Here is a 25,365-nt window from a genome sequence, read left to right on the forward strand (position 1 = left end):
TTCAATTTGATGCCGGCAAGGCGAGTTCCTCGACGTACCGCCGTGCCTTCTCATCTGCCGCGTACAATTCTTCGAGCGAGGGGGCGGGGGTTGGGGAAAGAGCCCCCAGCGCGTGCTCAATGGCCCGTGGAATGTCTGTGAATCCGATCCGCTCGTCAAGAAAAAGGTCGACAGCCGCTTCGTTCGCTGCGTTCAGGATCGCCGGCGCCGTGCCCCCCTTCTCGATGGCGTCGTACGCCAGGCGTAGGCAGGGAAACTTGTCGGGGTCTGGCTGCTCAAAGTCGAGGCGGGACACCTCGCTCCAGTCGAGCCGCTCGTGGGGCGCCTCCCACCGCGCCGGGAAGCTCAAGGCATACTGGATCGGCACCTTCATATCGGGCACTCCGAGCTGGGCCTTGACCGCACCGTCGGAGAATGAAACCATCGAGTGAACGATCGACTGGGGGTGAACCAGCACCTGAACCTGATCGAGGGAAACGTCGAAAAGTCGCTTGGCCTCGATCACCTCCAGGCCTTTGTTCATCATGGTGGCCGAGTCGACCGTGATTTTAGCGCCCATCGACCAGTTTGGATGATCGAGCGCTTCCGACACCGTAATCTCGTCGAAGGTCTCGGCCGCCCGTTCCCGGAACGGGCCCCCGGAGGCGGTGAGCACGATGTTCTCCACGGTGCGCTCCGCCTCTCCCACTAGGCACTGAAAAATGGCCGAGTGCTCGCTGTCGACCGGCAACAGTCGTCCTGCCCCCTGCTCTAGGGCCTCCTGCACAAGCGTTCCCCCCACGACCAGCGTTTCTTTGTTGGCCAGCGCTACCTGCTTTCCGGCCTCCAAGGCTTCGAGGACCGGCCGGAGCCCCGCAAAGCCGACCACTGCTCCTACCACTACATCGACGTCGGGTCGAGTCGCCGACTCGCAGAGCCCTTCCTCCCCTACGACGATTTTCGCGGACGCCCCGGTGTCCGTGAGGGCATTCTTAAGTGTTGCTGCGTGCTCGGGAGCGCCCACGGCAACACACTCGGGCCGAAACTCCTTCACTTGTCGGGCAAGCAGTTCGACGTTGCTTCCACACGTGAGTGCCTTCACGTCGAACTGATCCGGAAACAACCGAATAATCTCCAGTGTCTGGGTTCCGATGGAGCCTGTCGATCCTAGAATGGCAAGATCTCGGGGGGGCGTGCCCGACTCCCCGTTGCGCGAATGTCGATCCATGGTTTGAACTGTTGCAGAACAAATCTTGAATACCGCCGCTTCCCCCGGATGGGCCGCCATGGCACCGCGGACGCTGTGTGACAACGGGGCAGCATAGGCACGAGAATGACCCCCATCGTTGCTCTGAGCTCAACTCAGGACCCATCTGACGACCGCGAGGAGCCTCGTCGAACGGCCGGATGGACCCCGAAGCACGTCTGGGGCGACGGAAGGAACTGTTCCCGTGGCCTGTGATCGAGGAAGGATGATGTCAAGTGCCGCCGATCATTGACGGGAGTGCCTTGCGGGGGCGCGGAAACGTCCGTCTCAGACGCGACGTAGGACGTTAACCGTCTACCGACGACATTGCTTCGCACTCGTTGCTGGCGGCAACAGCCTGTGTTTTCTCCCTCACGCATTTCCGTAGCGACCCCGTGACGAACTCTTTTTTGAGCCCGAACATCTCTCCGTACGTTCAGGGGGGCCGAGGGGGACTCGTTCTGTTCCTCCTTCTCTTCTCGATGGTTGGGACCGCCCACACCCATGCCCAATCCGACGGTACGCAGCTTGAGCGCTTCCGGAAGGCGGACTCGTACGTCCGAGCTGGAAAGTTCAAGAAGGCGATCCAGCTGCTCGAGAAGCTACACGCCGAGTCTCCTAACAATACAACGTTCTACCGGAAACTCAAGGAGGCGTACGAAAGCGTCAAGCGCTACGACGACGCCATCCAGCTGGTCGAGGACAGAATCGGATCGTCCCCCACGCCCGCTCTTCTCTCAGAGAAGGCCCGTCTACTGCACCAGAAGGGAGACACGACCGCCGCCGACCAGGCGTGGGACCGAGCGCTCGCACTCGCGCCGGGCCGAGCCCAGACGTACCGGACGGTCTATCAGACCCTGGTAGACATCCGCCGCTTCAAGAAGGCCATCGAGGTTCTGCGGCGAGGCCGGGAAGCCCTTGGTCAACCCGCCGCGTTTCGAACCGAACTGGCTTCTCTCTACGGCCTGAACGGCCAGCACGAGAAGGCCATGCAGGAGTACGTCGCGCTCCTCAGTGACTCTCCACAGCGGGTATCGTTCGTCCGGAATAAACTTCAGACGTTCGTCGAGCAAGGGAAGGGCATTGAAGCAAGCATCAAGGTCCTCAAAAAGGAAGTCCGGGAGTCCCCGCTGAACGGGGCCTACCGCAGGCTTCTGGCGTGGCTCTACATGGAGCAACGCAATTACGCCGCCGCTTTCACGGTGTACCGGGCCATCGATCGCCTCGCGGAAAAACAGGGCCGGGTGCTCCTGCGGTTCGCCCAGAAGGCCGTAGACGCCCGCGAGTACAAGGTGGCCACCGAGGCCCTCCAAGCCATACTGGACCGCTATCCAGAGTCTAAGGTCGCCCCGAAGGCGCAGCGCGTTCTCGGAAGGGCCTACCAGCAATGGGCACGCAGTGCAGACGCTCCTCCTGCCCAGGACTCGTCACGCTACGAAAAAGCCAGGACGGCATACCGGACGTTTCTGGAGACGTATCCGAATCATTCCGACGTTCCTCAGGTGCTCCTTCGGTTCGGCACTATTCAGCTGAACGTCTTTCGGTCCCTGCCCCAGGCGAAGGGCACGCTGGAACGACTCGTCAGCGACTACTCGAACACGTCGGCCGCCGCCGAGGGCAAATACCACCTCGCCCGGATTGCCCTCTTCCGCGACCGCCTCAACCGCGCCCAGCTCCTGTTCTCCCGGCTGGCCGAGAGCGCTCAGGACAGCGACCTGGCCGATCGTGCCCGGTACGAACTGGCGCTGCTCAACTTCTACCGGGGCGGGTTCGACTCGGCCCTCGCCCGGGTGAAAGCAATCAGTGAAACCCCAGCCGCGGACGTGGCCAACGACGCCATCGAACTCAAGGTCCTTCTCCAGGAAAACCAAGGGCCGGACTCCCTCGACACCCCCCTGCGGACCTTCTCCCGCGCTCGCCTCTACGATCGCCAGCACCGATACGAGAAGGCCCTTGCGACGCTTGACACCTTACTGCAGAGCCATCCCCGACACGCCCTTGCCGATAACGCCCGATTTCGCCGTGCCGAGATCCATCTCGCCCGCCGGGACACCTCCACGGCGCTCAAGGCGTTCCGGCGGCTTCCGAAACGACACCCCCGAAGCCCGTTTGCCGACCGGAGTCTGTTCCAAATTGGGACCCTCCTGCAGTCTCAGGGCCAGGATGAAAAAGCCGTTGAGGCCTACAACCGGCTGCTGGCGGAGTATCCGAACTCCCTTCGTGCGGGGGATGCCCGAAGCCGCCTCCGGACCCTCCTGCGGACCCAGGGATAGCCGTCTTCGCTCCATTACACCACAGAATGCCTGATATGCGCCTCCGTACCACCGTTCTATCTCTTCTGGCTCTCCTCCTGGTCGTGCCCGCCACGGGGCTCTCCGCCCAGGCTCAGGACCTCCTCATTCCCATGGACGAGAAGCAGAGCGATCACCTTAAGGCGTACGGCGCCGTGTACGCGACGCTTCAGAAAGGCCAGACCGTGGACTGGCTCCTCAACTATCGGGGCGGCTCGTTTCTCACCGAGGCCTCCGACCCCGTGAAGCGCGAACTGCGCGCGCGAGGCGTTTCGTTCCAGACCGTAGGTGGGGGGCAGAAAGCCGAGATTATCTCGAAGGTGGAGTCTGAGGGGAGCAACATGTCGGTGGTTCCGCTCGAGAAGGCCCCCAAGATTGCCGTGTACGCGCCCGACGGGGCCGTCCCGTGGGACGACGCCGTTCGGCTTGCGCTGAAGTACGCGGAAGTTCCCCACGACGTGATTTACGACGAGGAGGTGCTCGACGGGAAGTTGTCCTCCTACGACTGGCTGCACTTGCACCATGAGGACTTTACCGGCCAGTTTGGGAAATTCATTCGGTACCGGAACGAGCCATGGTACATCCAGAAGCAAAAAAAGGCCCGCGCAGCCGCTAAGAAGTTCGGGTTCGAGAAGGTCAGCGAACTCAAGCTGGCCGTCGCCGAGCGCATCCAGAAATACGTCAAGCAGGGCGGCTTCCTATTTTCGATGTGCTCCGGCACCGAGACGCTGGACATTGCCCTGGCCGCCCACAAGACCGACATTGTTCCCAAGGCATACGATGGGGATCCGGTGGACCCGAACGCTCTGCAGAAGCTCGACTACAGCAATACGTTTGCCTTTCGCGACTTTACCCCAAACCTGAAGGCCCGCGAATATTCCCATTCCAACCTCGATGTCGGTCCACCCCCGAAGCGAATCCGGGATCCCTCGCTCGACTACTTCACGCTCTTCGAGTTCAGCGCGAAGTGGGATCCTGTGCCCACCATGCTCACTCAGAACCACGTGGCGACAGTAAAAGGATTTGTCGGCCAGACGACCGCCTACAGGGAAGACATGATTAAGGAGGACGTGGTCGTTCTCGGGGAGGCCCCCGACCGCCCGCAGGTGCGGTACATCCACGGGACCTTGGGGCGGGGCACCTTCACGTTCTACGCCGGACACGACCCGGAAGACTACCAGCACTTTGTGGGCGACCCCCCCACGGATTTGTCCCTCCACCCGAACTCGCCCGGCTACCGGCTCATCCTTAACAACATCCTGTTTCCCGCCGCGAAGAAGAAAAAGCAGAAGACCTGACGCTTCGTCTCAGCGAAGTCCGATCCCCCACACCCGACCTCCATGGCCGATCCTCCGTCCGTCAAGCCGGTTGCAGACTCGCGGTGCAAGACGACTGAGATTGTGCTCCCCAACGACACGAACGGTCTCGGAAACATGATGGGGGGCCGGCTCCTGCACCTCATGGACAAGTGCGCGGCCATTTCTGCTCAGCGACACGCCCATCGGGTCTGCGTCACCGCGTCGGTCGACAACGTGGAGTTCCAGTCGGCCATCGAAGAAGGAGAGGTTGTCATTATCGAGGGCCACGTCAACCGCGCCTTCCGGACGTCGATGGAGGTCGAGCTCAACGTGTGGGCCGAGAATCCCCTGCAGGAGACGCGGCGGAAGTGCAATCGTGCCTTCTACACCTTCGTGGCACTGGACGAGGACGGCTCCCCCGTTCCCGTCCCGGACATCGACCCGCAGACGCCCCAGGAGCGGGAGCGGCACGAGGCAGCCGCCAAACGGCGAGACATCCGTCTCGTGCTCGCCGGACGGAAGGACCTCGAAGATGCAGCGAGCCTCAAGGAGGACATGCTGACTGCTTTACAGCGCTCGACGGATGCAGTGGAATAGCTGGGCTGGATCACTTTTGTCAGTCCGAGGGCAGAGGTTCCCCCCATGCTTCTCCGTCGGAATTCTCCTCCTCAGTGCGTGGCTCCTCGCCCCAGCCCCAGCAACAGCCCAGCGACAGCCAGGGGCTACGGGCGTGGGATTCCAGGTCGGGCGTCCAGGGGGAGCGGTGGTGAAGGTGTACCGGCCGGGCCCTCTTGCGTACGATGGGATCCTCACCACCGATGCCGACGAGTTTGTCGCCATCCGCATCCATCGCCTCTGGGAATCCCCCCTTCCAGACTCTCCCCTTCATCTCTACCTCGGACCCGGGGCGCTCCTGGGTGCCGAACAGCTCGACCGGTCGCCACGGGTCCGGTTCGGGCTCAGTGCCGAGGCTGGACTCAATTTTTACGCTGAACGGTTCGAGGTCTTCTTGCATGTGACACCGACCCTCCGCTTCTTTCCAAACACTGAGGCCTCTCTAGACGGAAACGTCGGGCTCCGCTACTACGTGCGCTTTCGCTGACTCGACTGAGGGACGTACCCGCCCACACGCCGCTCCAATGCTGTTCAATCGCGTTCTCGTCACCGGAGCCAATGGTCTCCTCGGCCAGGCTGTGGTTCGACGTCTGGTTCAATCCCAGGAGTACGATGTCTTGGCGACTGCTCGGGACGATGCCCCCCGCTTCGACCACGAATCGTGCGGCTACGCCCCTCTCGACGTGACCCAGCCCGACGACGTGGCCGCCGTGTTTCGGGACTTCACGCCGAACGTGGTTGTAAACTGCGCGGCCAAGTCTGACGTCGAGGCATGCGATACGAATCGGAATGAGGCATGGGCCGTGAACGCCCGGGCCGTGAAGACCCTAGCCAAGCAGTGCCGGGAGACCGGCGCCCGCCTCGTACAGGTGTCCTCCGACTTCGTATTCAACGGGAAGCGCGGGCCGTACGACGAAACTGCCCGTCCCGACCCCGTAAACTATTACGGCCGGACAAAGCTGGCGGGCGAGAACGCTGTTCGGGAGGCCGGGCGCTCAAACTGGGCGATTGTTCGTACCGTCCTGCTCTACGGCACGGGGCAAGACCTGAGTCGCTCGAACATCGTACTGTGGATTGTTGATCAGCTCTCCCAGCACGAGCCCCTTCACATCGTCGACGATCAGCACCGGACCCCGACGTACGTCGACGACCTCGCCGAGGGCATCGAGCGCCTCATCCATTTCGAGAAGACGGGCATCTACCACCTCTCTGGTCGCGAACTCGTGTCAATCTACGAACTGGCCTGCACGGTGGCCGAGGTCTTCGATCTCGACGATTCCCTGATCGAGCCGGTGAGTAGTGATTATTTCGACGACACCGTAGAGCGCCCGTCGCGCACCGGTTTCATCATCCTCAAGGCCGAGACGGAACTGGAATACGACCCTCGTTCCCTCGAAGAAGGACTCCAGGACCTGAAAGAGCGGCTCGGTGCCTCCCCACCCTGATGTTTCTTCCGCGCTTGCTCATCACTTCTCATCTCGACGTAGGCTCAACGCGCTCCATGCTCGACCTTGATACTGTCCGAAATCATCCTCGCCGCGTGAAAGAGGCCATCCGCGCCAAAGACACGGGCTCTCCAGACCTCGTGGATGAGCTCCTGGAGATCGACGAGGAGCGGCGGGCGGCCATCACCGAGCTGCAGGAGGCCCAGGCCCGGCAAAATGACCTCTCTCAGAAGATCGGGACCCTCAAGCGAGAGGGGAACGACGAGGAGGCCGAGGCGATCATCGACGAGACGAGCCAGCTGAAAGAGAAAATTAAGCGGCTCAAGGCTCAGGTGCAGGAGGCCGAAGAGCAGCAGGACGAATACGTCCTGGAGCTTCCGAACATCCCGCACCCCAGCGTGCCGGTCGGCAAAACGGAGGACGAAAACGAAGTTGTGGAGACGTTCGGCGACCCGCCTTCTTTCGACTTCGATCCAACGCCCCACTGGGACCTCGCCGATCGGCACGATCTCGTGGACCTGGAACGCGGCGCGAAGGTGACCGGGAGCGGCTTCCCCTTCTACCTGGGACGCGGGGCCCGCCTCCAGCGCGCGCTCCTCAACTTCTTCCTCGACCGCGCCCGCGATCGGGGCTACACCGAAATGCAGGCGCCGCTCTTCGTAAATCCCGATAGCGCAGAGGGCACCGGGCAGCTCCCCGACAAGGACGACTTGATGTACAAAATTCCCCGGGACGATTTCTATCCCATCCCGACGTCCGAAGTCCCCATCACCAACTTTCATCGCGGCGAGATACTGGAGGCGGACGATCTCCCTCTCCAGTATTGTGCCTACTCTCCGTGCTGGCGCCGCGAAGCGGGCAGCTACGGCGCGGACGTCCGCGGCCTGAACCGCCTGCACGAGTTCGACAAGGTAGAACTCGTACGGGTCGTTCACCCCGACAACAGCTACCGGGCCCTCGACTCGCTCCTCGCCGACGCGGAGAGTGCCCTCGACGCACTCGAACTTCCGTACCGCCGGCTTCTCATGTGCACGGGAGACATGGGCTTTACGCAGGCCAAGAAGTACGACCTCGAGGTGTGGAGCGCGGCGCAGGAACGCTGGCTCGAGGTTTCCTCGGTCTCGAACTTCGAAGATTTCCAGGCGCGCCGGATGCAGATCCGGTACCGGCCAGAGCCCGAGGCCAAGCCCGAGCTCGTTCACACGCTTAACGGGAGTGGGCTGGCCTTTCCCCGCATCGTAGCGGCGCTCCTCGAGAACAACCAGCAGTCGGACGGCAGTATCGAGCTCCCGGAGGCGCTCCACCCCTACACCGGGTTCGAGCGAATCGAGTGACACGGGTTGCCCTGGGTCCTCCGAGATTGCCCACGTGCCCGGCCTGCGCACGCCTGCCGGGACGCCTTCTACCGGACGCTCACGTACCGGTCCTCTACTCCCTCCGGCGACAGGACGATCTGCCAGAGCTGATTTCGCCGGGCCCGGAACGCCCCGGCACACTGGTACAGGTAGTACCGCCACATGCGGTAAAACCGGTCGCTGTACCGCTCCGACAAGGCGTCCCAGCTCGACTCGAAGTTCTCGGCCCACGCCATGAGGGTCCGGTCGTAGTCGGGCCCGAAGTTGTGCCAGTCTTCGATCACGAACAGGTCCTCGGCGGCACGGGCAATCTGGCGGGTCGATGGGATGAGCCCATTTGGAAAGATGTACTTCTCGATCCAGGGATCCGTTACGGGACTCGACTCGGCGTTGCCGATGGTGTGGAGCATCGAGAGTCCTCCCTCCCTCAGGCACCGGCGCACCGTCTCCATGTAGGTGCGGTGGTTCTTGTGCCCCACGTGCTCGAACATGCCAATGGAGACGACGCGATCGAAGGACGCCTCCACCTCCCGGTAGTCCTGAAGCCGGATCTCGACCGGCAGGTCGGCACACCGCTCACGGGCCAGATCGACCTGCTCCTCCGAAATGGTCACCCCGACGACCTCGACACCGTACTCTTCCGCGGCGTACTGGGCAAAGCTGCCCCATCCGCACCCGATGTCGAGCACCCGCATGCCCGGCTCTAGCCGAAGCTTTCGACAGATGAGGTCGAGTTTGGCCTCCTGCGCCTCGTCGAGGGTCTCGGCGCGGCGCCAATACCCGCAGCTGTAGACCATGCGGTCGTCGAGCATGCGCTGGAAGAGGTCGTTGCCCCGATCGTAGTGCTCTTCGCCCACCTCGTACGCGCGGGACGAGTTCTGAAGGTTGAGCACGAAGGCCTTGACGACGTTCCAGAGCTGGCGCCAGGACCACCCGAACTCCTGGTCGAGACGAGCGCGGAGGATCCGATAGAACAGCTGATCGAGGGCTTCGCAGTCCCACCAGCCATCCATGTAGGCCTCTCCGGCTGCGAGGGAGCCGCCGGACAGCGCGCGCCGATAGAGCCGATCGTCGTGGACCTGCGGATCCCACGGACGGTCCCCGTTGATTTGGACATCCACCTCCCGGAGCAACGCCTGGAGGGTCTCTTGCGCGTCGGTGGTTGTTGCATCAGAGACGGTCGTTGGAGCCATGGCGAACGAGGGATCTGTTCTCCTTCGACTTCGCACTGGGGTAAAGAAAACGTTAGGGTCAGAATTTTCCAACCCATCATGTGTGGGGAAAACGACATGGAGAATGTGGGAGACTTTTGTCCCGCGGACGCAATAAAAAAGCGCAGCGCCAGAGGTTAAGTCTGACGCTGCGCTGGGAGTGAAGCGACCAAGTAGTCTCCGGGCTGCGCAAGAGAACATTCGAACGGGACCAGGAACTCAGGTATCGTCCGAGGCCGGGGCCGGCTCTTCCGGGGCGCCGTTCCCCCGCTCGGCTGGCTCACCCATTTCTTCGGTCATCTCCTCAAGATCGAGGTCGTATGTCTCTCCCGGCTGACGGTCTACGTCTCGGGGATCCTCTCCTTCCCCGTCAAACTGCGGGATGTGCTCTTGTGGCGGCTCTTTCCCGACGTCGCGCCCCAGCGGACTGCCCTCGTGGATATAGAAGTCTTCGTTCGGGAGGGTGTCGTTGTAGGCCCGGGCGGCCTCGGCGGCTTCGCGCATGCTCTCGTCGGCGTTGTCGCGCATCTCGCCGAAGTTCTGATGGATCTTGCGCTTGAACCACTCGAAGAGGTACTCGAATGCGGCGCGGTCGCGCTCGAACTCGGGGCCGTACTCGCCGGATCGAAGCTGATCGTCCATCTTCGCGAGCGAGGCCGAAAGTGCAAAAATGTAGATGGCGTTGTTCGCCACGCGGGCCTGCTGGGCCTGGTGCTTCACCACGTCCTCGCGCTCCCACTTGCTCACAAGCTTGAAGTAGTGCGAGTGCTTCTGGACGAGGCTCGCCAGCGTGTCGGCCTGCTCCTGGAGCGCGGGGTGGACGCTCCGGAGCTCCGGCGCGCTCGGCTTCAGCCCGAGGAACAGCTGCGCCCCCAGCGGAACAGCCTTCTTCAGGACGGCAGGCGTCGTGGCGGCCTTCAGAATGCGCGACAGGTTATCGCCAACCGACTCGTCGCTATCCCACAGCAAGGCCTCCTGGATTGAGACCAGTTTCTCGGCGAGCTGCTTGCCCCCGTAGGCGAAGATGAACGACTGCATGACCTCGTTCGACCCCTCCACGATGCTGTGGATGCGGTTGTCGCGCCAGGCCCGTTCGAGCTCGTGCTCGGTCATGTATCCTTCCCCGCCCATGATCTGCATCGCCTCGTCGATGACCTTCCAGCCGAACTCCGAGCAGAACACCTTCGTGATCGCCGTCTCTACCATGATGTCGGTCTCTCCCCGGTCGAGCAGTCCCGTCATCATGTAGAGCATCGCGTCCATCGCGTAGGTCACTGCCGACATCCGGGCGATCTTCTGCTGGACGAGCTCAAAGTCGGCCAGCGGCCGCTCAAACTGGTAGCGCGTCTGTGCCCACTTGATGCTCTGCTCTCGGGCCGCCTTGGCGGCACCGGTCACGCCGGCACTGAGCGTGCAGCGGCCGTAGTTGAGGCAGGAAAGCGCCACTTTGAGCCCGGCCCCCTCCTCGTGGAGCACGTTTTCTTTCGGCACGCGCACATCGTTGAAGCGGAAGCGGGCCTGCCACGTGCCCCGGATGCCGGCCTTGGCGCGGTTGTTCTCAAAGACCTCAACGCCTTCCATGTCCGGGGTCACGATGAGCGCATTGACGCCCTGCTGCTCCAGTTCACCGGTCTCGGGATCGGGGACCATGTTCTTGCACATCACGGTGAACACGGCGCTCATGGCGCCCGAGGTGGACCACTTTTTCTCCCCGTTCAGGATGTAGTCCCCGTCTTCCGTCCGTACCGAGAAGGATTCCTGAGCGGCGGCGTCGGACCCCACGTCCGGCTCGGAGAGACAGAAGGCACTCAACTCCTCCTGGGCCACTGTCGGCAGGTATTCTTCCTTCTGCTCCTCGGTGCCGAACATCACGATGGCCTTACAGCCAATCGACTGATGAGCCGACACCAGTACGGCGGTGGAGGCGCAGTAGCGACCAATGAGTTCCAGCACGCGGTTGTAGCTGGTGACCCCAAGGCCGAGCCCGCCGTATTCCTCCGGAATGATCATGCCCATCACGCCCATGTCGAACAGGCGGTCGATGACCCACTCGGGAATGTACTGCTCCTGGTCGATTTTCACCCGCGGATGCTCGTGCTCGAGGAACTCTTCGAGCTCCGCCAGAAGGGCGTCACACTTTTCGCGCTCCTCGTCGCCTTCCTGGGGGTACGGAAAGAGAAGGTCTTCGCGGAATCGTCCCCAGAACGCGTTCTTGATGAAGCCCATGTCCTTCGGCTGGGGGCCGAACATCGACTCAATGTTTTCGATCATCTTCTGGTCTTCCTTCGAAACCCCCTTGATGTCACTGAGACCTTCTGCCATGGCGTCAACGGTTCGTTAGAGTGGACGGAGTTGCGATGCGCACCGTCACCTGAAAAGGCGAGAGACGCCGGAGGGACCAATCGCCCCCCTGCCGAGCCGTACGAAGCGGAGGTGCGCAGCCTGGTCGTCGGGATGGAAGGGCTTCCGAGACCAGTAGTATTCTGTAAAGCGCTACGGGGAGGTCGGTTCCTCGGACGAACGCCGTCCTCCCGGAATTCTCTGCTCTTTCCCGCCGTGCTTTTCGGGGACCGGGTTTCTTCGTGCCCCGGATCGGACAACCGTTTCACCCACGTCCGATTGCGCTCGCCCGCAGTTGCTTTTACGTTCTGGTGCACACGTTTTAATCGCTCCCGTCGTTGCTCTGCCATGTCTACCTCGTTTTCCACTCGTCTCCAGCGCATCCAGTCCGAGAAGGACACGGCGGTCTGCGTGGGCCTGGATCCTGTGCCGTCCCGCCTTCCGGCTCTCCTGCGGGACGGTCGCCTTCAGACCGATGCGGTTCGGGCCTTCTGCGCGTCGATCGTGGAGGCGACGGCCCCCTACGCCTGTGCGTTCAAGCCCAACTTTGCGTTCTTTGAGGCCCTCGGGCCGGCGGGCCTGACGGTTCTGGACCAGGTGGTGACGACGATTCCGGACGATTGCCTCCTGGTAGCCGACGCCAAGCGGGGCGACATCGGGCACTCGGCCCGCTTTTACGCCCGGTCGATCTACGAGAATTTCGACTTTGACGCCTGTACCGTCTCCCCGTACCTGGGCCGGGACAGCGTGGCCCCCTTTCTCGAACACGACGGAACGTGCACGCTGGTGCTCACGCGAACGTCGAACGACGGAGCCGCGGACGTGCAGGAGGCGTGCACGTGCGACGGGACTCCGCTCTACCGGCACGTTGCGCGGACGGCGGGCGAGTGGGCGAATGACGGCGATGGCGAGGTGGGACTCGTGGTAGGGGCGACCGCCCCAGACGCTCTGGCCAAACTCCGCGCTGATGCCCCCACGCTCCCCTTCCTCGTGCCAGGCGTGGGGGCCCAGGGGGGCTCGCCCGCAGCGGTGATGGACGCGGCGACGAGCGAGAACGGGGCTGTGCTCGTGAATTCGAGCCGTAGCATCCTCTACGCCTCGGACGGCCCCGACTACGCCGAGGCGGCGGCCGACGCAGCACAATCACTGCGAGATGCCCTCCGCACGTAGTTCCCGCCTGAACCGGGATGCCTCCGGGTTGTCCCGATCAGTCCTTCAACCGCTCCTCAAAGTGGCCGCGCCGTTTGGCGCTCGTTGAGGGTCAGGAGAGATGTGTCGTCGCCGCCTGGGTGAGCACCATCCCCTGCGAGCCTGCGAGGTCGAGCGGGAACGGCTGATCGGCCCCGTCTACGTCCGTTCCGGGAATGCCGCACCGCGCATTCGACGCGTCGATTCCGTGGTTGGTCTTGAGGAGCAGGGCGGCGGTCGATGGGTCAGGCACACCCGACGCGTCTACGAGCGCCATGAACTGCTGCTGAGCGTCTCGCCACTCCTTCAGAGCAGTGCCGACGGGCTCCAGTGCAGACGGCTCAGACGCAGCGCCGCCGCCGCGCGCGTCGGCTGCGTCGAGGGCCTCGACCAGCGCGGTCCGCGCCTCGTCGCAGGCGCGGACGGCATCCTCCAGTTCTTCAATAGTGTCGTCGGCGAGCATAAGCCAGTAGGGGTCGATTGTGGGGTAGAGAACGGGTGTTCGGAACGCACAAACGTCGTGCCCGAAAGTGCTACTCGTCGTCGGGCGCCGAGCTGGCGGGCACCGTCAGTACCGGACACGGGGCCGCACGAACCGTGCGCTCGGTATTGGTTCCGAGCACGAAGCGAGTGATGTTGGTAAGCCCCCGCGTCGCCATCGCGATGAGATCCACCTCCTTCGCGTCCGCAAACTCGATGATGTTCTCCACCACGCTTCCGGTCTCCACGTGGCATGAGCTCTCAACGTCTGGACCTCCGACCTCTTCGTTCAGCTCCTCCAGAGCGTCTTGGGCGTTCTCTACAATCTCGGGGTCCATTTCCACGACGTTGATTCCCGGCAGGCCCGTGTCGCTAAACGTCGGCACAACCTGCTTTTCGGCGACAAACATGAGATGCAGGTGCGCTCCGGACCGGGCTGCAATTTCCTTGGATAGGCGAAGGGATCTCCGGGAGTGCTCCGAAAAGTCGACAGGAGCGAGGATATTTTGGTAGCGCACGGCGTCTGAGGCCCCCACCGTCTCTTCCCCAGCCTGGACTGTCAGGACCGGGCATGGGGCCCGTCGAATGACCTTGTTTGAGACGCTCCCCAGCATGAGACGGCTGATGCCTCGTCGGCCGTGGGTGCCCATCACGACGAGGTCGACGGCGTGCTCGGTCACGTACTCCAGGACCGCGTCGGTTTCGTCGAGGTTCGGCCGCTGAACGACGGTACTCTGAACGTCGGAGGACGACCTGTCAGGGGCGATCTCGGAGAGCCGCTCCTGCGCCTCCGACCGGATCTGTGCCTCCAGCCCCGCGGCAGCTCGGTCCTCTGTGTCGGCGAGGCCGTAGAAGGCAGCGTTGAGTTCACTGACGACGTGAAGAAGGTGCAGTGACGCGTCGAACCGATCGGCCAGGCGGAGGGCGTGGGCGAGTGCCACGTCGGCACTTTCAGAAAAGTCGGTGGGGACGAGAACACGACGAACGGTCATGGGGGGCGGGGAGGAAATTCGTTCGTAGAGCGTGAGGGGACGGTCGCTCACGAACTCGCCTCGGCCGAGGGAGGCAGAAGCGACTTGCCGAAGGACTTCACGACAAAGACTGGTGTTGGGGCCTGTCGCACCACACGTTCCGCCACACTCCCCAGAAGCATTCGTTCGAGCCCGGTCCGGCCATGGGTCGCAATGGTGATGAGGTCGGCGTCATTCGTTTCGGCGTAGTCATGGATGGAGGAAGGGGCATACCCTACGTTTGCCTCTACTTCGACGTGCTCGTATCCGATTTCATCGCGTGCGATTTCGGCGAGGTTCTCTTCCACCCGCGTCACCACCTCCGCCCCCGGCAGATTCACGGGATCCAGCCCGTACGCCGAGGGGTAGACCACTTCTTCCACCACGTGGAGCAGCGTGATCTGCGCCCCGTAGGTTAGCGCAAGTTCCTTGGCGTGGCGGAGTGCCTCCAGCGACGCCTCCGAGAAGTCAACGGGCACGAGAATGTTGCGGATTCTCCAGGCGGGGGCGAGCTCACTCCCTTCGCGCACTGTGAGAACGGGGCACGAGGCCCGTCGAACCACTCCCTCGGCTACGCTCCCGATGAACAAATGCCGCAGCCCCCGACGGCCGTGCGTTCCCATCACGACAAGGTCGATGTCGTGACCGTCTACGTACGCCGTAATGGCATCCGGCGGAGATTCCCCGCGTTCCTGGTCCTGCACTACTGTAAGCGCCTCAAGATTCACCGACTGTGGGGGCGCCTCGTGTCTTCGCAGGAAGCCGGTGAGCGTGGCCTCAGGGACCGGAAACGTCTCCTTCGTCCCGGCCGATTTGCCCGTTCCCTTCTCCACGACGTTGAGGATGTGGAGGTCAGCGTCGTGCCAGGCTGCGAGAGTTGCAGCGTGGGGGAAGGCCCGCTCGGCCTGGTCCGTTAGATCGGTCGGCCAGAGGATGCGACGAATGTTAAGCATGGCAGAGAAGGGGGGTGACGACCCAGGCAATTCAGTGTAGAGGGCACCGACTGTAAGATACGAATCGTTTCCTTCCTAGCAAATCTCCGATCTGTGATCGTCGGGCTCTCGGCCCATCGCCCCTCCCCGACTTGTTCGCTGGCACGTGAGAAGGGGGAACTTTCAGAGATGTTATCCATCTATAACGTTACGTCGGTCGAACACGCCAATCAACCCCCCATCCAACATGCGTGGAGTAAGCTTCAAGCCCCAAGACGCTGAAGACTTTTCAACTGGTGAAATCAAGTCGTACGGCGGCATTTACGCCGCCACGGCCGAGGATTTTGCCGGGGCGTTCGAAATGGAACCGGATGTCTTCATCGATATCGTTCAGTCCTCCGATGTTGAGCCTCTCACCGAAGTGGGGGACGACGACGAGCCTGGCAAGTACAGCCTCTCCTTTGAGCGCGACGAGTTTGAGAAACTGAAAGATCTCCTCCTAGAGGTAGAGGATGGCGAACAGGCCTGAATTGCAGGCATTGCACAGTCCTCCGTCCGCCCGCTCTGGATCGTGCCTGGTTCAGAGCGGGCGTTCTGTTTGGGGCTGAATGGCCGGCCGGCTACGCCGCCTCCGCCGTGCGTTCACGCTCCTCCACCTGGGTAAGCACCAGACCGGCCCCCGCCGCCGCAAGCCCGCCCCCGATCGCAAACGGGACGACGAAGCCAAACTGCACGAAAAAGCCCGCGGTGAGTTGTCCCATGGCGATTCCAAGCCCGAAGGCGACGGTGAGCACAGAGAGCTGAGCCCCCGACTGTCCCCGCACCGTGTGGTCGCCCGCCAGGGCGAGAGCCGGCGCGAAGACCAGTGCGCCCGCGACGCCCTGCAGGGCCCGCACCGTGATCATCTCCCAGGGCGCCCCTACAAGCCCTTGCACAACGGTCGTCGGAACGAGCCCAAGGAGCCCGATGAGGATAAACGGCTTGCGCCCGAGCCGGTCGCTGGCCCGGCCCACCACCGGCTGAAAGGCCGCCAGAGTCGCGATGAGGGCAACGAACTCAACCGAGAAGAGGACCGGCCCCTGCTCTAGTCGGGTGTTGACGGCCGGCTCGATGGCAGAGAGCAGTGCCATGCAGGTCGCCATCACAAACGTAGCCAGGCCGAGCGCAAAGATGGTGTCCAGCGCCCATCCCTGCCCCGACCGATCCCAAACTCGCAGCGCCAGCCGTCGAGGGGCCGGACTCGTCCCCTCCGGATCCTGGACCAGCCAGCCGACGAGCAGCGCCCCAAGAAGTGCGGTGCCGCCAGCGACGCCGAAGGTCGCCTCGAACCCCGTCACTTCCAGTCCTCCCGGGAAGGAGAACGGGCCCGTCTCCAGTAGAATGCTGGCCAGGAGCGGCCCGGACCCAAAACCAATGAGCCGAAAGGAGTTGTAGACGCCCATGTTGCCTCCCCGGCTCTCGGGACCGCTCATCTCGTTCACGATGGCGATGCTCGCGGTGATGGTAAAGGCCGCCGCGAGGCCCTGGAGTATGCGCAGCACGAACAGGTGCCAGTACGCCGTGGCGGCCGCGAAGGTGAGGTTGATGGCCCCAAACGCCACGAGGCCGACGAGCACAAGAATTTTTCGCCGTCCAAGCCGATCCGAAAACCGCCCCGCCAACGGCTGGGCGAGGCTGCTCGCGACGCCGAACAGGGCGAGCACCGTCCCCGCGACCATCGAGGAGGGAATTCCGAAGACACGGCCGCCCACTGCCTCGCTCGCGACATAGAGCGGCAACACGATGATGAGAAAGGAATTCCCGACCGCGTCCGCCATGCGGGCGACGGCGAGGGCCAATACCCGACGATCTACGCCGAAGAGCAGTCCAGAGGAAGAGTCAGCGTCCATGAGTTGAGGAAGTGGACGGAGAAGTGGAGAGCACCGGTACACCAAGTCCCGGTCATCGCGACGGCGCGGCCCCGCGCTGTCTAGAATGGACCGCTGCTACTTTGGGCGCTCAGTAGCTGTGCAAGCGGGGGCCGGATCCGTCTGCCGCGCCGATTTTCGGGACTCGTCGGGGTCTCAGTGGATGTGATCGAGAGCGCGACGCTGGGCCTTGAGCGTCTCCTCGAGCTCCGCCTGTCCGTGGCTGGTGCCAAAGAAGATGGCCTCGAACTGAGACGGAGGCAGGTAAATGCCTTCCTCCAGCATGGCGTGGAAGTAGGCCGCGTACCGGTCCGTGTCCGACGCCTTGGCCGAGTCCTGATCCACGACGCGCTCGTCGGTGAAAAACAGGCTGCCCATCGCCCCCACCTGATGCGTGGTGTAGTTGAGCCCGAGGGCCTCGAGGTTACGCTCAGTCCCGCGCTGGAAGGCGTCGGCGTAGTCTTCGAGCTCGCTGTAGATGCGATCCTTCTCGTCAGCGATTTTCGACAGGATGGCATGGCCCGCGCGCATGGCCAGGGGGTTTCCACTCAGCGTTCCGGCCTGGTAAACCGGTCCGGTTGGGGACACGTAGTCCATGATCTCCTGCCGTCCACCATAGGCCCCAACCGGCAGGCCTCCCCCAATAATTTTGCCGAGGCACGTAAGGTCGGGGGCCACGCCGTACCGTTCCTGAGCGCCTCCCGGTGCCACCCGGAAGCCGGTCATGACCTCGTCGAAAATCAGAACGATGTCGTGGGCGTCGCACAGCTCGCGCAGCCCCTCCAGGAATCCAGGCTCCGGAGGAATGCACCCCATGTTGCCCGCAATCGGCTCTACGATGATGCAGGCCACCTCGCCCTGATTGGCGTCCACGAGGCGCTGGACGTGGTCGATGTCGTTGTACCGGGCGAGAAGTGTGTCCTTCGCGTTTCCCTCCGTCACGCCGGGCGAATCCGGCTCGCTGAGGGTCATGGCGCCACTCCCCGCGGCGATGAGAAAGAAATCGCCATGCCCGTGGTAGTTGCCCTCGAACTTGATGATTTTGTCGCGTCCTGTGTAGCCCCGTGCCAACCGAGCGGCGCTCATCGTGGCCTCGGTGCCGGAGTTCACCATCCGCACCTTTTCGACGGACGGGACGAGGTCGCAAACAAGCTCGGCCACCTCGATCTCAATCTCTGTCGGGGCTCCGAAGGACGTGGACGCCTCCGCCTGTTCCTGAACGGCGTCCACGACGTCGGGGTGGGAGTGACCAAAAATCATGGGGCCCCATGAGCCGACGTAGTCGAGATAGCGGTTCCCGTCGGCATCTTCCAGGTACGCCCCCTCAGCCTCCTCGATGAAAAGCGGGGTTCCCCCCACGCTGTCGAACGCACGGGCCGGAGAGTTTACCCCTCCCGGAATGGAGTGCTGGGCGCGCTCGTAGAAACGCCGGCTGTTGTCGAGGGCAAGCTCAGAAGGGGCAACTTCCATGGCCTAAGCAGTCGATTTCTGACACGTATCACTCTTGGCCGGTCGGGAGAGGGGGCGCTCCCGGAGCATCAGGCACTTCGTGTTCTACGAGGGGGCCTGCGCCCTCACCCGCCGGTAAATAGCGTGAATCCGGGTCTCGCCGTGTTCTTCCACGCGGGATGGAGGGCGAGACTCCACTAGAGGTGTATCTAGACGGGAGGCCTCTAGATCCGAGGGCGGAAGGCGAATTCCAACATCGTCGAAGGCCGAACGGGCTCCCTCAGCGGCACTCTGCCCTTCCGCCTCCGACCGCGGGGCCGGGACGGTCAGGTACAGCCATCCTCCGGGCTCAAGCAGAGAATGACCTGTTTCCAAGAGCGAACGCAGGTCAGCTTTCGAGTCGATGAGCAGGGCCGTCTGGAACGCAACGATCCAGTCGAACGTCGCGTCCAACTCGTCGAGCGCGTCGAGTGCAATCTTTTGGACGCACGACTCGGCGGTTTCCTCGTCCACTAGGTTGCGAACGCGGGCGCGAGTCTTCCGGACGGCGTCCGGGCGGGGATCGCAGGCGTGAACGGGAAACCCGAGCCGCAGGAGCGCCTCCGTGTGCTCCCCGGTTCCGCACCCGAGATCCAGGATGGGGCTCGACACGGGCACGGAAGCCAGGGTTCGGAGCAACTGGTCCGACGGTGCCTCCAGCGGTTGCCGGATGCTCATGGAACAGTCTGGGGATTGAGCAGACGTTAACGCGCTCGTCGAGAACGCCGGTGGCGACCCCGCCCATGGAGGGCCTAATCAGCCGAGTCGTCGTGCTTGGCGGGGTGCTCCGGCGAGGGATTGGGGTCCGGGGAGGCTTCGGGGCCGGTCCATCGCCGCGCTCCGGTGCGCCCTCCACAACTCGGGCATCGGGCCGTCCCCTGACCCAGGCTGTGGCGAAGGAGCTCGTCGAGGGGCCGGAGCGGATAGGGCTGCGACAGGCCGTCCCCCTCAAAACGAAGCTGATTGACGTCGAGAGGGAGCTCCAGTTGCGCCACGGCGGCCTCCCCGAGCGCCTCGATAAAGAGAGGATGCGTGTTGAGCCCCGCGGTAACCTCGTAGTGAGCAATGCCGTGCGCGTCCGCGTCCTCGCGGAGTTCGATGTCAAGTTCGTAGCTCGTGTTCACGTGGTCGGTGACAAACGAAATGGGGACCACCAGCACTGCTCGGTGTCCGCGGTCGGCAAGCGAGCGGACCGTGCTTGCGGTGGAGGGGGTAAGCCAGTAGCTCGGCCCGATGAGGCTCTGGAAGGCAGTGTGATGGGGCCGGTTTTCGTCCCGGTAGTTCATTACCTGCTCCACGGTCGAGTGGACGAGGCAGCAGTACGGATCCGACCGCCTGCCCATTCCCGTGAAGGGGGTGCCGTGGGCGCTGAACACCAGGGCAGCGTCCTCCCGAAGGCCTTCGGGAAAGCGCTGGAGCGCTTCGTCGATGCGCTCGGACACCGCCTGCACGTATTTCGGGTTCGCGGCGTACTCCGGCACCGTGGTGGTGGGCCACGACGGAATGGTCCCCTCTTCCTCCAGGGTTCGCCAGTACGACAGCGAAGACCCCGTTGTGGCCCTGGAGTACTGTGGATAGAGCGGGAGCAAGACGACCTTGTCGATCTCGTTGGCCGCCATCTGTCGGGCTGCCTCCCGGCTGGAGGGGTGCCAGTACCGCATCGCCCTGTAGGTCTGGAAGTCGACCCCCGTTGGGTTCCCGTAGCGCTCGTTGAGATGGCGCTGGAGGCTCCGGGCCTGTTCCGCCGTGAGGCGCGTTAGCGGAGATCCGCCGCCGATCGCTTCGTAGTGCTCTCGGAGCGTCTCGGCGCGGACGCGAGCGCCGAGCTTGGCGAGCCAGTGCCGTACCCGTCCTCCCACCGGGAGGTCGAGGAGGGCCGGGTCCATGAGCATGTTATAGAGAAAGGACTCGACATCGTCGAGCGTCTTGGGTCCTCCGAGATTGAAGAGGACGATGCCGACCCGATCCCCCTCCTCGACGTCGAGGGCAGAGGGGGAAAGGTTCCCGCTGAGGACTCGCTGGTCGGGATCGTACGCACGGAGGAAGTCGAGGGGATCCATGGACGAGAGGTGTTCCGGGGGCAATCCAGGAGTCCGAGGTGATGCTCAAAAGCTTGTGCGCGTCCCCCTGTGTTCGGTTCCAGACCGGCGTTGAACTTTCCCCAAAACCCCCCTCTACACAGTGCTGTCCGGGACCTCCTCCTCAGACAGATTTAGCCAGTTACGAGCCGTAAAATACCACTGCGCGTCGGCTTCAGGAGTGTCCGGAGCGGGGGTATGGTCGTAGCGCCACTGCACCTCCGGAGGCATGCTCATGAGAATACTCTCCGTGCGGCCGTCCGATTCGAGCCCGAACTTGGTTCCACGATCGTAGACGAGGTTGAACTCGACGTACCGCCCCCGCCGGATCCGCTGATAGGCCTTTTCTCGCCGCCCGTAGGACTCGTCTCTGCGCCGCTTTACGATGGGAAGGTACGACTCCAGAAATGCCCGACCCGCCTCTCGCGTAAAGAAGAAGAGGCCTTCCGGGTCCCCACGGAGATAGTCGTAGAAAATGCCTCCCACCCCGCGTGCTTCGCTGCGGTGCGGGAGGTAAAAGTACTCGTCGCACTCCTGTTTAAACGCGGCGTAGTCGGCAACGTCGTGGCGGTCGCACACCTCTTTCCAGACGCGATGAAAGTGCTTCGTGTCCTCGAGGCGCGGATAATACGGGGTGAGGTCGGCCCCACCCCCGAACCACTGGTCCTTCGGGTTCATGAGGTCGTCGCCGAGGGCGAAGTACCGAAAGTTGGCGTGGACCGTCGGGACGTGGGGGGACCGCGGATGAACCACCAGGGACAGCCCCGTCGCGTAGAAGGGGGCCGCCTCCTCCACGTCAAACTCTTGTACCATTCGCTCGGGGAGCGGCCCGTGTACCGCCGACGTGTTCACCCCGCCCTTTTCGAACAGTTCTCCGCCCTCGATGACGGCCGTGATCCCCCCTCCTCCCTGTTCCCGGTCCCAGCGATCCACCTGGAACGACGCTGCGTCGTCGAGTGCATCGAGCTTTCGGGTGATCCGAATTTGCAGGGCCTCGACAAAGCGCTTCATTCGATGAGCCATCGGGATGTCTTCCCTCGGGTTCTCCCGAAGCGTCTCGACGCGGTCGAAGGTGTCCCCCATGGCGGACTGACAATCAATTCGGCAGAAGCGATGCAACGGGAATGGACAACGGATCGGAGGAGGCCACGTTTGTGACTTTTTCCTTTGCTCCCTACGAGTCCGATCCGTCCGGCGGCACTGCGTGAGCAAGCGTGCGCTGCACGGCGGCGTCCATAGGCTCACTCGTCGCGCTCTCCCACACGCCGGGTGGAGACGCCACAAAGGTCTCCCGCCGCGACGTCACGGGATGGTCGACGCGGAGCACGGCATGGTGGAGTGCAATGGCTTGTGTCTCGAGGGACGACTGCGCCCCGTGGCGATGATCCCCAACGACGGGATGGCCACGATGAGAGGCCTGAAGGCGAATCTGGTGTGGGCGACCGGTTTCGAGGTCCACCTGGAGCAGCGTGCAATCCGACTCCGCTTCGAGCGCCTGCCAGTTCAGTACCGCGCGCTTTCCGTCCGGGTGATCGGCGGCGACGAGCGTCGGTTCGCGACCCGGCTTCGCCACGTAGTCGGTCCACGTGCCGATGCCTCGCAGCCGCCCCTCGACCACGACAAGGTATCGTTTCTCGACGAGCCGGTCCCGAAACTGTGCGGAGAGCCGACGGGCCGCCTTCGTGGTGCGGGCCAGGACCGTGACCCCAGACGCCGGCCGGTCGAGCCGATGGACGGGACCAAGAAAGGGCTCACCAGCGTCCTCCGCGAGCCGTTCCTTCCCCAGCGTGACGACGTCAGCGTCTCCGGTGTGGTCCGGCTGCGCGAGCACGCCCGGCGGCTTGTTTACGACCAAAAGTTGATCGTCGAGACTCAGGATGTCCACGGGGTAACGCTGTTTGGCACGCCCGTTCGCGGGCACGACGCGGCGAACACGATCGTCGTGATCGGCTCAGGGAGGGGCATAGCGAGGGCCCCGAGGGGGCCGCTCTCAGGTGCTATTCGGGCCCGGGCCGTGGGTTCTCCGTCGGGACTCCCGGGCGGCGCGTTCAGTTTTGACCATCGGCACGAAGGATTGTCGCCCGCAGGCCCGAGCCGTCCGGAAGCGTGCGGTTTGCTTGTCTGAGAAGAGGCGCACCTGGGCTTGTCTCCCTGGCCGAGACAAAACGACCGATGTCCCGCAGAGTTTTGCCCCGCCTCGGCCGCCCCTGGTTCATCACCCAGGCCACCTCCGGCTCATTTCCCGACATTGAGACCGAACGGGGGCATAGGGTCCCCACTCACAGATTGGCTGTTGGGCGGGTCCCTGCTTGAGTCGTTACTCCTCTTCCCCGCACGCTGCACAGGGCCCTCACTGCCGCGGAATCAGGTACAGCTGGGTCTGCCGCCCATCGAGGTAGCGGACGGACCCCCCCGTGAAGAGCGCGTCTTCCTCCACCCGGAACAGGACCTCCTGCCCGCCCCACTCGGGAACGCTGGCCTGCACGTTCAACTCAATGGAATACGCCGTATTCGGCCGAAGGGGCACCTCGCCCTTGCCCGGCACTCCGTCCTGCTGGTCCCATAGCCCAATGAGCGGTCCCGCGGCGTGTCCGTGAAAGCCAATCGGATGGGCGTAGATCGTAGCGTTGATGCCCGCCGAATCGGCCGCAGTGAGGGCGCCGCGCAAGACTTCATTGCCCGTGCGGCCCGTCTCGAACTGGTCGGTGAGGAGGTCTTGAACGCGGTTTGCTTCCCGCAATCCGCGCTGGAGACCGCCCGGGGCCTCGGTTTCACCCGGACGAAGCACGTATGCGTGCTGCTGGGTGTCGGTGTGGAGGCGAAGGTACGAGATGCCCAGATCTACGTGCAGCAGGTCGCCGTGGCGGATGACCTGCTCACCTTCAGAGGACGAGAAATCCCCCTCCTTGGTGTCGTCGGGCCGCTGTACGGAGACGGTCGGATGAAACCAGGCTGTCAGGTTCAGGTCCCGGATGCGGCTTCGGTACCACCACTGCAGGTCCGTCGTCGTGGTGACTCCTGGCTGGATGACTTCTTCCGAGAGGCCCGTTGCGATGATTGATCGGGCCAGGCGGACGACCAGTGGATAGACGGCCTGCTCCTCCCTGGTCCGCGTCTCAAGCCAGCGCACAGCAACTTCCTCGCCCGACACGAGACGGTCCTCATACCGGGCCGGCAGCGCGGCCTTGAGCTGGGCCTGTTCAGTGTCAGTCATGCCGTCGGCCAGGGCAAACGTTTTTGAACGGTTGATGGCAATGCGCTCCGGATCCCGCTTCTTGATAATCTCGGCGAGCCGGGCCCACTGGTCGGGCTGCTGCTCCTTGTCCCAGGCCGTCTTGAACAGATCTCCCACGTCGTACCGCGAAACGGCCAGCCGCTCGACGCCGGCCCCGGGACCTCGGTCGTAGAACACGAGAATCGTGCGGCGGCGGGCCGACTGCCAGGTGGCCGGCAGCATCGTCTTCAGGACCGGGTCTTCGTTGTACTCGCGCCCGCTTACGACCCACAGGTCTATCCCTTCCGCACGCATCGCGGCGGCGACCACCGTGTCGAGGCGTGTCTCAAGCCAATCGTTGACGACGGCGGCCCGCTGTTCCATGGAGAGCACCGTCGGGGTTGCCGGATCCATGGGCATTGGCTGATCCGGCACGTATCCGTCCTGGGTTTGCGTGCCATTCGGCACTTGAGCACTGGCGGGAACGGCAAAAAGCAGGGCGGCGGCGAGCAGGGAGAGGAGGAGAGGAGTGTCTTTCATGGGGTGGACGGTTGAGATTGAAAGACGATCGATAGGTCCGCAACATAGCTGCCGGCCGTGCCAAATTCGACAGTCTGCGTCGATCGAGAACTGGGAACCGAAGTCCCTGCCCCGAGGAGTCCCAGGAGCTGAGGCACACCGCGACAAAAGGAGGCAGTTGGACAGGGGGCCTGTTTCTTCTCCTGGAGCACCTTGCCACGCCCGACACGTCTCACCGCCCACGCCCAGCGGAACGCCCTCTCCGCTAAAGACAGGCCCGGAGGGGGTGCACAGTATCTCTTCGGAGGCGGGCGAACCGAAAAATGTGAGGAGTCGGATTACCGTTCAAAATCTGTAGGCTCATCACAGAAAATCTCGGCTTCGACTTGCTTTCAGAAGCACGTTTTTGAGCGCATTCCTGCCTCCTCGGAAAAAGTGTTCATCGGCGCGTCATGGCCCTGTCCCGCAAGCCTCTCTTGAATCTTCTCGAACAGACCTACAACGCCCGGCATCCCAACTTTGAGTCGATTCGCGAGCAGTACAAAGAGATTCTCAAGCGCACCTACGAGGAAGAGCTCCGGGCCGACGCGACGCTCCTGATGGCAGGACTCGACGCCGCTCAGCACACCTACGAGGACTGGGAGGAGCTCGGCGACTACGAGAAGAAAAGCGCCCTAAAGGCTGTTCGGAAAACGACGGCCCTCGCTCAAAGAATCCACGGAAAGTACGATGTAGAGGCCAAGTAGGCCTTGGACCTGGCGGGAAAGGG

At 63.3% G+C, this 25,365-nt stretch carries 22 protein-coding genes; 9 read left to right on the plus strand and 13 right to left on the minus strand.

Annotated elements, in window-relative coordinates:
* Position 1: 1 nt before the first annotated feature.
* Entirely contained in the window at positions 2-1,207 is a 1,206-nt protein-coding gene (locus tag ABEL04_RS02255; protein WP_375800750.1) for a 1-deoxy-D-xylulose-5-phosphate reductoisomerase, read from the minus strand.
* A 413-nt stretch (positions 1,208-1,620) separates the two neighbouring features.
* Between ABEL04_RS02255 and ABEL04_RS02260 the strand changes: the two genes are divergently transcribed.
* The 6 genes from ABEL04_RS02260 (at position 1,621) to serS (ending at position 8,208) form a co-directional block, all read left to right on the plus strand.
* On the plus strand, positions 1,621-3,498 hold the full coding sequence (locus ABEL04_RS02260) for a tetratricopeptide repeat protein (RefSeq protein WP_375800751.1): 1,878 nt from the start codon (positions 1,621-1,623) through the stop codon (positions 3,496-3,498).
* 35 nt (positions 3,499-3,533) lie between these two features.
* Positions 3,534-4,814: an asparagine synthetase B gene (locus ABEL04_RS02265; RefSeq protein WP_375800752.1), complete on the plus strand. Its 1,281-nt coding sequence runs from the start codon at positions 3,534-3,536 to the stop codon at positions 4,812-4,814.
* 42 nt (positions 4,815-4,856) lie between these two features.
* Positions 4,857-5,411, plus strand: a complete 555-nt coding sequence (locus ABEL04_RS02270; protein WP_375800753.1) for an acyl-CoA thioesterase — start codon at positions 4,857-4,859, stop codon at positions 5,409-5,411.
* A 133-nt stretch (positions 5,412-5,544) separates the two neighbouring features.
* Positions 5,545-5,916: an RNA polymerase subunit sigma-54 gene (locus ABEL04_RS02275; protein ID WP_375800754.1), complete on the plus strand. Its 372-nt coding sequence runs from the start codon at positions 5,545-5,547 to the stop codon at positions 5,914-5,916.
* A 37-nt stretch (positions 5,917-5,953) separates the two neighbouring features.
* Positions 5,954-6,874, plus strand: coding sequence for a dTDP-4-dehydrorhamnose reductase (gene rfbD / locus ABEL04_RS02280; protein ID WP_375800755.1), 921 nt, complete (start codon positions 5,954-5,956; stop codon positions 6,872-6,874).
* A gap of 56 nt (positions 6,875-6,930) precedes the next feature.
* Entirely contained in the window at positions 6,931-8,208 is a 1,278-nt protein-coding gene (gene serS, locus ABEL04_RS02285) for a serine--tRNA ligase (protein WP_375800756.1), read from the plus strand.
* 68 nt (positions 8,209-8,276) lie between these two features.
* Here the strand turns inward: serS and cfa are convergent, their stop codons facing one another.
* Positions 8,277-9,422, minus strand: a complete 1,146-nt coding sequence (gene cfa, locus ABEL04_RS02290) for a cyclopropane fatty acyl phospholipid synthase (RefSeq protein ID WP_375800757.1) — start codon at positions 9,420-9,422, stop codon at positions 8,277-8,279.
* Positions 9,423-9,659: 237 nt separating this feature from the next.
* The gene (locus ABEL04_RS02295) at positions 9,660-11,762 is read right to left on the minus strand and encodes an acyl-CoA dehydrogenase family protein (protein WP_375800758.1); all 2,103 of its coding nucleotides are present in this window, start codon (positions 11,760-11,762) and stop codon (positions 9,660-9,662) included.
* Between the two features lie 366 nt (positions 11,763-12,128).
* On the opposite strand from ABEL04_RS02295, the gene pyrF reads away from it, so the two are divergent.
* Positions 12,129-12,950 carry an orotidine-5'-phosphate decarboxylase gene (pyrF, locus tag ABEL04_RS02300; RefSeq protein WP_375800759.1) on the plus strand — a complete coding sequence of 274 codons (822 nt, stop codon included), beginning with the start codon at positions 12,129-12,131 and terminating at the stop codon, positions 12,948-12,950.
* Positions 12,951-13,041: 91 nt separating this feature from the next.
* On the opposite strand, the gene ABEL04_RS02305 is transcribed toward pyrF, so the two are convergent.
* The 3 genes from ABEL04_RS02305 to ABEL04_RS02315 all read right to left on the minus strand — a co-directional run bounded on the left by ABEL04_RS02305 (position 13,042) and on the right by ABEL04_RS02315 (position 15,411).
* The gene (locus ABEL04_RS02305; protein ID WP_375800760.1) at positions 13,042-13,431 is read right to left on the minus strand and encodes a hypothetical protein; all 390 of its coding nucleotides are present in this window, start codon (positions 13,429-13,431) and stop codon (positions 13,042-13,044) included.
* A gap of 70 nt (positions 13,432-13,501) precedes the next feature.
* A complete protein-coding gene (locus ABEL04_RS02310) occupies positions 13,502-14,491 on the minus strand; it encodes a universal stress protein (protein WP_375800761.1) in 990 nt (329 codons plus the stop codon).
* Positions 14,488-15,411: a universal stress protein gene (locus tag ABEL04_RS02315; protein WP_375800762.1), complete on the minus strand. Its 924-nt coding sequence runs from the start codon at positions 15,409-15,411 to the stop codon at positions 14,488-14,490. The genes ABEL04_RS02310 and ABEL04_RS02315 overlap by 4 nt, the downstream gene beginning before the upstream one ends.
* Positions 15,412-15,637: 226 nt before the next feature.
* Here ABEL04_RS02315 and ABEL04_RS02320 point away from each other — a divergent pair, with 226 nt between their 5' ends.
* Entirely contained in the window at positions 15,638-15,919 is a 282-nt protein-coding gene (locus tag ABEL04_RS02320) for a hypothetical protein (RefSeq protein ID WP_375800763.1), read from the plus strand.
* A gap of 91 nt (positions 15,920-16,010) precedes the next feature.
* Here the strand turns inward: ABEL04_RS02320 and ABEL04_RS02325 are convergent, their stop codons facing one another.
* The 7 genes from ABEL04_RS02325 to ABEL04_RS02355 form a co-directional block, all read right to left on the minus strand.
* Entirely contained in the window at positions 16,011-17,279 is a 1,269-nt protein-coding gene (locus tag ABEL04_RS02325; RefSeq protein ID WP_375800764.1) for an MFS transporter, read from the minus strand.
* Positions 17,280-17,453: 174 nt separating this feature from the next.
* Positions 17,454-18,767: a glutamate-1-semialdehyde 2,1-aminomutase gene (gene hemL / locus ABEL04_RS02330; protein ID WP_375800765.1), complete on the minus strand. Its 1,314-nt coding sequence runs from the start codon at positions 18,765-18,767 to the stop codon at positions 17,454-17,456.
* An 84-nt stretch (positions 18,768-18,851) separates the two neighbouring features.
* The gene (locus ABEL04_RS02335) at positions 18,852-19,463 is read right to left on the minus strand and encodes a class I SAM-dependent methyltransferase (protein WP_375800766.1); all 612 of its coding nucleotides are present in this window, start codon (positions 19,461-19,463) and stop codon (positions 18,852-18,854) included.
* A gap of 74 nt (positions 19,464-19,537) precedes the next feature.
* The gene (gene hemH, locus ABEL04_RS02340; RefSeq protein ID WP_375800767.1) at positions 19,538-20,845 is read right to left on the minus strand and encodes a ferrochelatase; all 1,308 of its coding nucleotides are present in this window, start codon (positions 20,843-20,845) and stop codon (positions 19,538-19,540) included.
* A gap of 114 nt (positions 20,846-20,959) precedes the next feature.
* Complete coding sequence (gene hemF, locus ABEL04_RS02345) at positions 20,960-21,946, minus strand: oxygen-dependent coproporphyrinogen oxidase (RefSeq protein WP_375800768.1); 987 nt, start codon at positions 21,944-21,946, stop codon at positions 20,960-20,962.
* A 91-nt stretch (positions 21,947-22,037) separates the two neighbouring features.
* The gene (locus ABEL04_RS02350) at positions 22,038-22,748 is read right to left on the minus strand and encodes an RluA family pseudouridine synthase (protein WP_375800769.1); all 711 of its coding nucleotides are present in this window, start codon (positions 22,746-22,748) and stop codon (positions 22,038-22,040) included.
* Between the two features lie 465 nt (positions 22,749-23,213).
* Positions 23,214-24,617 (minus strand): M24 family metallopeptidase, encoded by a 1,404-nt coding sequence (locus tag ABEL04_RS02355; RefSeq protein WP_375800770.1) that lies wholly within the window; start codon positions 24,615-24,617, stop codon positions 23,214-23,216.
* 431 nt (positions 24,618-25,048) lie between these two features.
* On the opposite strand from ABEL04_RS02355, the gene ABEL04_RS02360 reads away from it, so the two are divergent.
* Positions 25,049-25,342, plus strand: a complete 294-nt coding sequence (locus tag ABEL04_RS02360; protein WP_375800771.1) for a hypothetical protein — start codon at positions 25,049-25,051, stop codon at positions 25,340-25,342.
* Positions 25,343-25,365: the final 23 nt, after the last annotated feature.

The sequence above is a fragment of the Salinibacter sp. genome (genome assembly GCF_042218895.1).
Lineage (GTDB): Bacteria > Bacteroidota > Rhodothermia > Rhodothermales > Salinibacteraceae > Salinibacter.